Consider the following 11,800-nt stretch of genomic DNA (forward strand, 5'->3'; position numbering starts at 1 on the left):
TATGGTCGAAGAAATTGAACGCGACAATTCTGGCGATATTTCGATTCACCTCGCCGCTCCGGAAATGATCCGTAGCTGGTCCCATGGTGAAGTGACCAAGCCCGAAACCATCAACTACCGTTCTTTCAAGCCCGAAAAGGATGGTCTTTTCTGCGAAAAGATCTTTGGACCGGTGAAGAACTGGGAATGTAACTGCGGTAAGTTCAAGCGCATCCGCTACAAGGGTGTCGTTTGCGACCGTTGCGGCGTTGAAGTGACTCACTCCAACGTGCGCCGCAAGTACATGGGCCACATTGAACTTGCTATTCCTCTGACCCACACCTGGTTCGTCCGTAACCAGCCGTGCGTCATTGGCGCCCTCCTGAACCTCTCCACCAAGGACCTCGACTACATCATCTACTACGAAAAGTACGTGGTGATCGATCCGGGTGACGCAGACCTGCAGAAGAACGCCCTGATTGACGAGGCCCAGTATCAGGACCTTATCAACGAAGGCCGTAACTTCAAGGCCCAGATGGGTGCATCCGCTATCAAGCAGTTGCTCGATAACGTGAATTTGTCTGAACTTTCTCAGGAACTCCGTATTCAGGCTCAGTCCAAGTCCAAGACGAAGCAGGACGACGCCCTGAAGCGCCTCAAGGTGGTGGACGCTTTCCTGAAGTCTCAGCGTGACAGTTTCCGTAGCTACTACGAAAATCCTGAAAAGGCGATGAAGGCCGATTCCCAGCAGCCCTGGCTCCGTGGTCTCGCCGAAGCCGTTGCCGATTTCAAGAGGGACTACGAAACCTCGCACGAATCCTTTATCGTTGCCGACGCCTACGAAGATTTCCGCAAGGCATATCCGAAAGAAGCCCGTCTTTTGGCAAACCAGCCGTCCTGGATGATCCTCGACGTGCTTCCGGTGATTCCGCCTGATCTGCGTCCGCTCGTTCCGCTCGAAGGTGGCCGCTTTGCGACTTCCGACCTGAACGAACTCTATCGCCGCGTCATCAACCGCAACAACCGTTTGAAGAAGTTGATCGACCTCCGCGCTCCGAACGTGATTCTCTGCAACGAAAAGCGTATGTTGCAGGAAGCCGTGGACCAGCTGTTCGACAGCGGTCGCCGCACTGCACGTGCCGGCTCCGCACGTCCGATGAAGAGCCTCGCCGAACTCCTGAAGGGTAAGCAGGGCCGCTTCCGTATGAACTTGCTCGGTAAGCGCGTGGACTACTCCGGTCGTTCCGTGATCGTGGTGGGCCCGGAACTTCGCATGCACCAGTGTGGTCTGCCGAAGCGCATGGCTCTCGAACTTTACAAGCCGTTCATCATCCACCGTTTGGAAGAAGAAGGTATCGTCTATACTCTCAAGTCCGCTAAGAAGTACGTGGACGCCGAACGTCCGGAAGTGTGGGATATCCTCGAAGAAATTATCGAAGACCACCCGGTGATGCTGAACCGCGCCCCGACGCTTCACCGTCTGGGTATTCAGGCCTTCTACCCGCGCCTGATCGAAGGTAACGCTATCCGCCTCCACCCGCTCGTCTGTACCGCATTCAACGCGGACTTCGACGGTGACCAGATGGCATGCCACCTTCCGCTGTCTTTCGAAACGCAGCTCGAATGCCGCGTTCTCATGCTCTCTTCGAACAACATTCTTCACCCGGCTTCCGGTCAGCCGATCGCGGTACCCGGCCAGGATATCGTGCTCGGTCTGTACTACCTGACCAAGCCGCGTCCGGCACGTAAGGGTGAAGGCATGCACTTCTTCGACTCCGCCGAAGCCGTGCGCGCTTACGAAAACGGTGTTGTCGATCTGAATGCTATCGTTTATCTGAAGCTCAAGGCTGGCCGCAAGGTCTACATGGGCGCCCTCGAAAAGGATGCCGTGTGCCTCCGCGAAGCTGCTGACGACAATGGCAACATCGAAGTCGCAGTCAAGGCTGGCGAAAAGATCAAGTTCCTTACCCTTAAGGAAGACAATGTTATCAAGACGACCGTCGGTCGTATCATCTTCAACGAATTCGTTCCGAAGGAACTCGGCTACGCCAACGAAACCTTCGGCAAGAAGGTGATCGCTAAGTCCATCGACGACCTGTACCGCCGCACCGGTAACCGCGTGACCGTGGATTACCTCGATGACCTGAAGGCGAATGGTTACAAGTGGGCAACCCGCGCCGGTTCTTCTGTGGCTATCGCCGAAATGGTGATCCCGAAGGAAAAGCAGGAAATGCTCGACAAGGCCGCTGAACAGGTTTCCAAGATTCGTGGCCTGTACGAAGATGGTGTCATTACCGACGGTGAACGTTACAACCAGACGATCGACGTCTGGTCGAAGACGACCTCCGAAGTCGCTGCCAAGCAGTGGGACTTGCTCTCCAGCGACCGTGACGGCTTCAACCCGGTTTACATGATGGCCGACTCCGGCGCTCGTGGTAGCCGTGAACAGATTAAGCAGCTGTCCGGTATGCGTGGTTTGATGCAGAAGCCGATCAAGCAGCTCGGTGGTCAGGAAGTTATTGAAAACCCGATTAAGTCCTGCTTCCGCGAAGGCCTGAACGTGATGGAATACTTCATTTCGTCTCACGGTGCTCGTAAGGGTTTGGCTGATACCGCTCTTAAGACGGCTGACGCTGGTTACCTGACACGCCGTCTCGTGGACGTGGGCCAGGACCTCGTGATTACCGAAGAAGACTGCGGTACCACGAACGGCATCGAAGTTTCCGCGTTCAAGGACGGTGACGATACCGTGATCGCTCTTGAAGAACGTCTCCTCGGTCGTGCACCGGTGGATGACATCAAGCATCCGGTCACTGGCGAAGTGATCGTGAAGGCGGGCGAACTCGTGACCGAACGTGACCTCGCGAAGATTTCTGCGACGGGTCTCGAACACATTAAGATGCGCTCGGTGCTCACCTGCGATTCCCGCAACGGTGTCTGCTCCAAGTGCTACGGCCGTATGCTTGCTTCCGGTCGTCCGGTTGACCTGGGCGAAGCCGTGGGCGTGCTCGCTGCACAGTCCATCGGTGAACCGGGTACGCAGCTTACCCTCCGTACCTTCCACATCGGTGGTGCTTCTTCTCGTCTGACTGTCGAAAGCGACAAGAAGGCAACCGTCGACGGCCACATCGAACTCGAACAGGTTGAAACTGTCGAACACGAAGGCCAGAAGGTCGTTACCAGCCGCATGGCTGAACTCGTTATCTTTGACAAGACCGGCATCAACAAGGGTCGTTACCAGATTCCGTACGGCTCTATCCTCCATGTCGAAAACGGCCAGACGGTAAACGCTGGCGACGTGATGTTCGAATGGGATCCGTATAACAGCCCGATTATCAGTAACGTTTCTGGTAAGGTTGTCTTTACGGACATGGTTGAAAACCGCACCTACCGTTCCGAAACTGACGAAGTGACGGGCGTGGAAACCTGGACCGTGATTAGCGACAAGCAGCACGGCAAGAAGGACCTCCACCCGGCAGTTACCATCGTCGATTCTTCTAACACGAAAATCGGTAACTACATGCTTCCGGACGGCGCTATCCTTACGGTTAAGGTTGGCGACATGGTGAGCGTCGGTCAGACTGTTGCAAAACTTCCGCGCGCAGCCGGTAAGACCCGCGATATTACGGGTGGTCTTCCGCGCGTGGCCGAACTCTTCGAAGCTCGTGTGCCGAAGAACAAGGCATTCATCGCTCCGATCGACGGCTTGGTCGAAAAGATCGAAGAAGTCCGCAACAATCAGGTTGTTTACATTAAGATGGATGACCAGGAAGAGAAAGTGCTGGTTCCCCGCGGCGTCCATCTGGCGGTCAACGAAGGTGACCGTGTCCACATTGGTCAGAAGATCAGTGAAGGAAGCGTGGATCCCCACGATATCCTCGACGTCCTTGGCCCCGAAGAGGTCCAGCGTCACTTGGTGAACGAAATCCAGGCGGTGTACCGCCTGCAGGGTGTGGCTATCGCAGATAAGCACATCGAATGTATCGTCCGCCAGATGATGCGTAAGGTTCGCATCAAGGATTCCGGAGACTCCGAACTGCTTCCGGGCGAAGAAATTTCCAAGGCCCGTCTGCGCGCTATCAACGATCAGTTGACTGCTGTCGACAAGACTCCGGCGACCTTCACGCCGATGCTCCTTGGTATCACGAAGGCTTCCTTGGCGACAGACAGCTTCATTTCTGCCTGCTCGTTCCAGGAAACCACAAAGATCCTTACCCGCGCTTCCATCGAAGGTAGCGTTGACCCGCTCCTGGGTCTTAAGGAAAACGTGATTATGGGTCGTCTTATCCCGTGCGGTACGGGTGCTCGCCACTTGAGGAACGTCCAAGTGGTGGATGCCGATGCCGAACTGGATGCCGCGGCTCGGCCTATGGGTATTCAGGGTGAATACGAAGAATCCTCCGACAACGGAATCCAGATGCTGGACAACGAAGTCGGCATCAATGACGAGGATGATTCGGATAATTAACCCCGACTACTTGAAAAAATTGGAAAAAGAAACTATATTTGCACTCCAAAATCTAGGAGATTAACAGTGCCAACTATTCAACAGCTCGTCCGCAACGGACGTGAACAGATCAGCAACAAGACCGCTTCCGTGGCCTTGAAGTCCTGCCCCCAGAAGCGCGGTGTTTGCACCCGCGTGTACACCAGCACCCCGAAGAAGCCGAACTCTGCTCTTCGTAAGATCGCCCGTGTGCGTCTTTCCAACAAGATGGAAGTGACCGCATACATTCCTGGTGAAGGCCACAACCTCCAGGAACACTCCATCGTGCTCATCCGCGGTGGTCGTGTGAAGGACGTCCCCGGTGTTCGTTACCACATCATCCGTGGTACCCTGGATACCCAGGCTGTGAACGGTCGCCAGAACGGCCGCTCCAAGTACGGTGTTAAGAAGAAGGGTGCCGCTCCGGCCAAGAAGTAAGGAAGGTAGAATATGTCTAGAAGAAGAAAGGCTCTCCATCGCTCCATCCTCCCGGATCCGCGTTACAAGTCCACGCTCGTTACCGAACTCGTCGGTGTCGTGCTGAAGCAGGGCAAGAAGACCATCGCTGAACAGATCGTCTACACCGCTCTCGAAAACCTCGGCCAGAAGCTCGAAGGTCCGGAATCTCCGCTCGAAAAGTTCGAACTCTGCCTCGAAAACATCAAGCCGCGCCTCGAAGTGAAGTCCCGCCGTATCGGTGGTGCTAACTACCAGGTTCCTATGGAAGTTGCACCGGACCGCGCCAAGGCCCTCGCTCTCCGTTGGCTCCTTGATGCCGCCCGTAACCGCAACGAAGCCAACATGGCTGACCGCCTTGCTGCTGAACTCGTTGCTGCCAAGAACGGTGAAGGCAACGCTGTCCGCAAGAAGAACGACACGCACAAGATGGCCGAAGCCAACAAGGCTTTCGCCCACTTCCGTTTCTAATTCTTGCATTAGCACAGAATTATCCTAGAGAGAGGCTCCGCTTAAAAGCGGAGCTTTTCTTTTTTTTGCGAGTGTCGTTTAAGGGACATATTCCAAAATGGAATATGCCTTTTTGTAATATAACTTTTCGAAAAAAACGTCTGTTTTGTAAAGAAAAAGTGTACATTTAGGATGTATTTCGTTCAAAAAACATTTTTTGAGAGGTGAGCCCTATGAAAGGCTTTTTCCGGTTTGCTTCTGTCATGGCGGTTCTGACGGGATTGTTGTCCGTAAGTTCCCTGGCCGAGACATCCCCGTACGATGCTGCACGTGTTCTTCGCGTGACGATGAAGGATGGCTCTACCCGCTTGTTCCTGGCGGAACATGTGGATTCAATCACGTTCAAGGCGGACTTGAAGGATAGTTCGGGGATAGGGAGCCCGGACAAGTTTAAGGAGGCCAACCTGAAATTGGTTGATTTTGTCGAGTACAACCACCTTCAGGCCGTCTTCGATGGCGTCGATGGAGAAATCCCTATGCTTCTAGGAGATGACGGTGACGAGATGCATGGTATGTATTTCGGTGCATTGTCCTACGCCGAGAATGGATCGGTCGCCCGTATAAAAGGTGACTGGACCGTTCCTGACACTATCAGAGTGCACGAGGACATCACCATCAACAAGGTTTTCTTCGAAAGGGAATTTGTGACGGGTTCCTATTCTACCTTGTTCCTGCCTTTTGATATAGAAGCTGGCAAGGTTCATGGGGTCAAGTTCTACGCATTGAATGTGCAGAAAAGCGATGGTACATGGAAGGTGGTGGCTTCCCGTGTGTCATCGAAATCTAAGATCAAGGCGTACACGCCCTACTTAATAGAAGCGACGGGACCGGTCATGACTTTTGACGGCCCTGTTACGTTCAAGAAGACTGTGAGGAACAATCTCTCCTTCGGGGACTGGGAAGTGAGAGGGGTGTATTGCTATTCCGCTTTCGGTGATTTCGAGGAAGGTCAGGGAAAGCTGTTTGACTTTGCCGTGACGGGTGAAAAGGAACCCAAGGTGGGCGAGTTCGTTTTGGCGGGAAAGGATGATGATATCTATCCTTTGCAGGCCTATCTTGTGTACAGCGGCAAGAAGTCCTCCATGCCCAAGACCCTCGATGTGGAAATTGTCGAAAACACGATGGTTGTGGGTAGAGGGTCTATCAATACAAGGACCGGGGCTATTCGACTGGATAACTGGTATGACTTGCAGGGCCGGAAACTCAAGGGTAAGCCCAACACCAAGGGAACCTATTACCATAATGCCAAGCGGGTAATTGTCAAGTAGGAGGCGACCATGAATACGAAAATTCTAAAACGACTTTTCCTCGTTGCTCTTGCTTGTTCCGTCACATCTTCTGCAAGTGAGATGATGCTGCGGTACCGTTATGCCGGATATCAGGGGTACTCGACCTACAAGGCAAACCTTATAGAAGTGTATTCCATCAATTTTATGAAGGAGCAGCCCGACGAGGAAGGGGATTCTCTGATGCTTAAGGTCAAGGGGACCAAGCCGCTTAAGGACCTCGAAGAAAATGATATGTACGAGATGCCCTTGGAACTCTTCAAGGACATAAAGTTCAACGAGATCGGTAAGGACGAGACGATGACAATCGCCGTAAAGTCCCTGGGTTCGATGGGCGGCAAGTATACCTTCAATATCAGTGATATCCAGTCGGTAGATGTTGTTAATATGTATCTGTCGAACGATACCGACAAGGATGGAATCTCCGATGTCGAGGAAATGTTCATTTATGGGACGGACCCTTATTCCGACGATACGGATGGCGACTCCTGGAAGGACAACGAGGAGATTGGCTACAGTTCCTGGAACCCGAAGGTGGCGAATCTGCCCTCCCTCGAAGTGAAACTGGTCGATGCTCCGGAAATTTACCTGAAAAAATCCAAGACAACCGGAAGTTCGGACACCTATACAGTTGCTACGGGATCGACAGAGGAAGTGATGCATAGCAATGCCTACAACGAAACTCGCAGCTCCGAGTTGATGGATGGCTGGGAAGTGGGTGTTGAAATAGGAACTACAGGAGGACATTTTCATGCCGTTGGCCATGCGAATTACAGTGGCTCCGTAACGGAATCCCAGGGCTATGGCTGGACGTCTAGCACCCAGGAAAGTCTTGCGAAAAAATACGAGGAGGCGCGGGCAACTGCACGTAGTGAAAACGTGACGATTAATGGAGCCAAGTTATGCGTGAATGTTTCGTTGTCAAATACGGGAGCGATCGCGTATACAATCAATTCCTTGACCTTGAGTGTCAGCGCCAATCTGCTCCATAAGGGGACTTCCATCATTTCGACGCAGAACGCGGTGAACAAGTTGAGTCCGATTTCGTTGACGCCGGGGCAGAGTTCCAGCGTGTCGTTCTGTGACGAAAACCTTTCCGTGTCGCAGGTGGAGGACGTCCTTTATAATCCGGGAGTCCTGTTCCTGAGTGCTACGGACTACACGATAACGCTACAGAAGGACGGCTCGGGGGCGAACGATTTTACGGGGGCGTACACCAATACCTTCGCCAAGACGGCGAGCGTCATTATTGACTACGGTCCGCGTCTCAGGAAAACGGCCGGAAAGAACTTGAAGGAGTTCCGTGTGGCTACCAATTACTTGGTGAAGACTGCCAACGGTATGACTGCCGACCGTTATGTACCGGTTTCCGTGGCGGATCTCCTCAAGTCGCTGAAGGTAAAGTATGAAGAGGATTCTCTGGTGAATCCCGCCGGGAAAAAGGTGTATGCCCTGAAATCCCTGGACGGGGTCAGCTATTCGGCAAAGTCGGGCGACACGTCTGCCTGGTTCTTGGGAATCACTAGGGCTTCGAATCCCCAGTACACCACTCTCTATTCGCTTTACATTGGAAGCGTGATGCTGGATACTTTGTTTGTTGATGCCGGGGACTTTGTACAGTTTATTTATAACGAAGACTTAGACCATGACGGCGTTCCTGCCAGTACGGAAGATTTACAGGGGACGGATGACAACAATGTGGATAGCGACGGCGACGGTATTTCGGACTATGACGAAATCAAGGGATGGAAAAGGGGTTCGGAAGGACCGTTCTACACCAATCCGGCCAGGAAAGATACAGATGGAGACGGAATTGACGACAAGGACGATCCCGAACCGACCGTAAGGAAGCTGTATACAAGTACGGTCATTGATACTTTGTATGTATATGATGTCAGCAAGAAAAAGTACGTTATGGTGAAGCCGGGATGCAAGTCGGGGTCCTGCGATTCGACAAACTTTGAATGGCCCGATATGGTTTATGAAGGAACCTTCGCTGTTCGAGTGAAGACGAAGGAACCCGTGGCGAGAGTCACCGTGAAACGCGGAGATTCTGTCTGTGTCGTTACCCAGAAGGATGACTATTTCGAGTTCTCTTCGGCACAGAGCAAATGCGGAACGCTTTCTCCTGCCACAAAGGACAATCCGTTTAACAAGTTTGCCATTACGGTCACTTCTGAAGATGAAAAGAGTTCCCTGTCCCATACGTTGAATATCAAGTCCTCCTTGGCTCCGCCAAAGGGTCTGGAATTGTCCAGAAATAGCGAACATTCCGCCATTGTGCTTAATTTTGAGAAGAGCTCAGATGCTCGAGTGAGTGGGTATGTGGTTCTAAGGGCAACTAATGACTATTCGAACCTTGCTCGAAAGGAAATCGATGAATTGAGTTATAAGCCCATTGCGGATAAGTATCTTGATGGTGGAATTATGATGTTGGGTGTCATTGATTCCACGAAAGACAGCTATACGGACAATGTGGGTGGTGGCTCCCCTTATTATGACTACAAGGTTCTTGCATATACAAAAGTTGGCAATAAATATGTCTTCTCGAAGGGGACCGATACAAAGGAGAAGGCTGTAGGACTTATTAAGGTCAAATTCCAAATGACCGGCCATGGCAGTGAGTACTGGTACAAGGGCGTTAGGCTTGACGCGACTATCCAGGCGTGGCTCCATGTCAATCAATCGGGGATATGGTCCCAGGCTCACCACTATCGCGCCTGGTTCTATAATGCGGGCAGGACTAGCCATGGTGATGAGATTGTGTATGAAGATAATTCTGATAGTAATGGTGACAATGATGCGGTTCCGGTTGACAAGACCATATATACAGTTAAAATGGGGTCGGGTGGCTTCCAGCTCAATCTGCACGCGCGATATGATGGTGGTCTATATACTTCGGACGCAGCGCAGCATTCGATTTTCTGGCCCTACGAAAATTTTGCGAAGGTTCTGAACAACAAGTGGAGTGGGACTCCCAACGCCAAGAATAATAGTGTTCCCCCAAATGGTTCTGAAGTCACGTTCAACTGGGGCATGAGCGGTGTGGAATACAATCCGTCCAATAATGGGTGTGATGGTGATTGCGGTGATGAACCCCATGGCGGACTCAAGTTCAAGTTTTCTTATGAATGGGACGACTAATAGGGAATAGCGCCGTTGTTTGGAAGGGCTCCGCTTAAAAGCGGAGCTTTTCTGTTTTATGAGATGTTGTTGTGGTTCGACAGGCTCACCAACCTTATGCCGGGGGCGCGGCAATCTCTATCGACTAAGGAGCGTGGACCAATCGATGAGCGAGGCGAAATGCTTTGCGCCGTTTTGCGTGAAGTGGCTGCAGTCCTGGCTGATGAACTTGTGTTCTGGGGTGAAAATACGGATGCGCCCGTTGCTATCGAGCGAGAGCGCCACGAGATCGATGTAGTCTCCGTTCCAGCTCTGTTTCATTTGACGGTTCGCTTGTTCAAGTTCGCGGTATAGCGGAAGAGTTTGTTTGAAATAGTCGGGGGAGTTGCGCTTGGCGTAGACGTTTCCGTTCGTGAATCCGAAGTTCTTAGTGCCGATGCCCTTGATCTTGGCGTTTGCTTTGATGTTCTCTAATACGTATTGCGGAACTTCGCTCTTGAATCCGAACGAGAAGATGAAGTCGCTTTCGCGGACTCGCGGGAGCAGGCTTTCGTCCCATTCGGCAGCGTAGGAAATGTTCACGCTGTCCTTGTACGTTGATTCCAGCAGCACGTTCGCGAAGTCTCGTGCGAACGAAGTGTTAACGATGAGTACGTTCGGCTTTTCGTTTTGCGGGAAGTCGCGGTCAAGCTCGTAGACGCGGTCACAGTACAGGGCGAACATGTTGCGCTGTAGGTTGTTCTTGGAAACGTCCAGCTCGGGAACGTCGCGCATGACGCCTGCGTGTAGGTAGACGAACAGGGCGAATGCGGTACTGCTCGAGAATAAGGCGATAAGGGCTGCGATGCTTTTGATGTTGAATTTCAGTTTTTCGACGTAGCGGAAAGAGGCGAACGTGAGTAGGGTTAGTGTCGTGATGAAATAGGCGAAGAATGTTACTGAAAGTTCGGGCGATACAAAGTATCTGTAGAACGCGATGATAACTTGATGCCATACGAAAATGCTGAGGCTTGCCTTACCGATAATTTCGAGAATCTTGCCGAAGTGGCTCACGGCAAGCCTGCTGTTGCTGTAGTTATGTGAAATGGCGATGCTTGCAAATAGCGAGGTGAAAAGTATTAAAAGATTCCTCGCTGTTTCGGACGAGAATGGTGCTGGGCTTTCGGCGCCGATAATCGAAAGTTCCAGTCCGAGGGTGTCGCCGTGGATGTAGGCGAGGCTTAGGCCGATGGTTCCGATGAGGGCGAGTACTCCAGCCGACTGCAGGATTCGTAGAACCCTGGCTTGCGCCACTTTTGTGGTGATGGATGCCATGTTACAGCCGATGAGACCGCCTAGCGTGAATTCGAAAAGGCGGTAGGGGAGCAGGTAGAAACGATTGCCTACAGGAACGTCCGGATTGATGAATAGGGCAAATGAGATGGCCGAGATGAAGGTGAGCAGCAGGTTCGTCTTTTTACGGTCGAGGGAATGCGTCACCTTGCGCAGGGCGAGAAGAATCAGGGGAAATGCCACATAGAACTCGATCAGGATGCCGACAAACCACATGTGCATCAGCGGGCTGAAGGCGTTACTTGATTTCCAGTAGTCCTTGGTGGTGATGCTTGCAAGAATGTTCTGCGAAAAAAAGTTGGAAGCCACAGCCGTTTCGGATAAGTTTTCGTAATCATCGGGAAGCATGCCCGAGTAGCCCACAGCAAGGCATACGGAGGATGCTATAATCACGAGTGGGGCAAGGCGGAGCAACCTTTTTTTCAGGAAACCGAAATAGCTGAAGCAACGCTCATTGATTTTAGCCGTGAGTGACGGGATGATTAGGTAGCCATTGATAACAAGAAACAGGTCTACGCCAAGGTAGCCTGTTTTGAGGATGCCGAGATGGTAAAGGACAACCGCCAATATAGCGAATCCCTTCCAGGCGTCAATGTCGTTGCGGTAGGGCAAAGTGTACATGCCCCAA

6 protein-coding genes are annotated in these 11,800 nt (G+C 52.1%); 5 read left to right on the forward strand and 1 reads right to left on the reverse strand.

All coding sequences use genetic code 11. The annotated features are described in order from the left end of the window. Nucleotide 1: 1 nt before the first annotated feature. From rpoC to Q0W37_RS08875, 5 genes are all read left to right on the forward strand, one after another. Nucleotides 2-4,447 carry a DNA-directed RNA polymerase subunit beta' gene (gene rpoC / locus Q0W37_RS08855; RefSeq protein WP_297700670.1) on the forward strand — a complete coding sequence of 1,482 codons (4,446 nt, stop codon included), beginning with the start codon at nt 2-4 and terminating at the stop codon, nt 4,445-4,447. 66 nt (nt 4,448-4,513) lie between these two features. Then, on the forward strand, nt 4,514-4,903 hold the full coding sequence (gene rpsL / locus Q0W37_RS08860) for a 30S ribosomal protein S12 (protein WP_072980597.1): 390 nt from the start codon (nt 4,514-4,516) through the stop codon (nt 4,901-4,903). 12 nt (nt 4,904-4,915) lie between these two features. Beyond that, nucleotides 4,916-5,392 (forward strand): 30S ribosomal protein S7, encoded by a 477-nt coding sequence (rpsG, locus tag Q0W37_RS08865; RefSeq protein ID WP_073057334.1) that lies wholly within the window; start codon nt 4,916-4,918, stop codon nt 5,390-5,392. Nucleotides 5,393-5,604: 212 nt separating this feature from the next. Beyond that, complete coding sequence (locus Q0W37_RS08870) at nt 5,605-6,699, forward strand: hypothetical protein (protein WP_297700674.1); 1,095 nt, start codon at nt 5,605-5,607, stop codon at nt 6,697-6,699. A 9-nt stretch (nt 6,700-6,708) separates the two neighbouring features. After that, nucleotides 6,709-9,861 carry a hypothetical protein gene (locus Q0W37_RS08875; RefSeq protein ID WP_297700676.1) on the forward strand — a complete coding sequence of 1,051 codons (3,153 nt, stop codon included), beginning with the start codon at nt 6,709-6,711 and terminating at the stop codon, nt 9,859-9,861. Between the two features lie 117 nt (nt 9,862-9,978). Here the strand turns inward: Q0W37_RS08875 and Q0W37_RS08880 are convergent, their stop codons facing one another. Next, nucleotides 9,979-11,793: an acyltransferase gene (locus tag Q0W37_RS08880; protein WP_297700678.1), complete on the reverse strand. Its 1,815-nt coding sequence runs from the start codon at nt 11,791-11,793 to the stop codon at nt 9,979-9,981. Nucleotides 11,794-11,800 lie beyond the last annotated feature (7 nt).

It is taken from the genome of uncultured Fibrobacter sp., from assembly GCF_947166265.1.
Lineage (GTDB): Bacteria > Fibrobacterota > Fibrobacteria > Fibrobacterales > Fibrobacteraceae > Fibrobacter.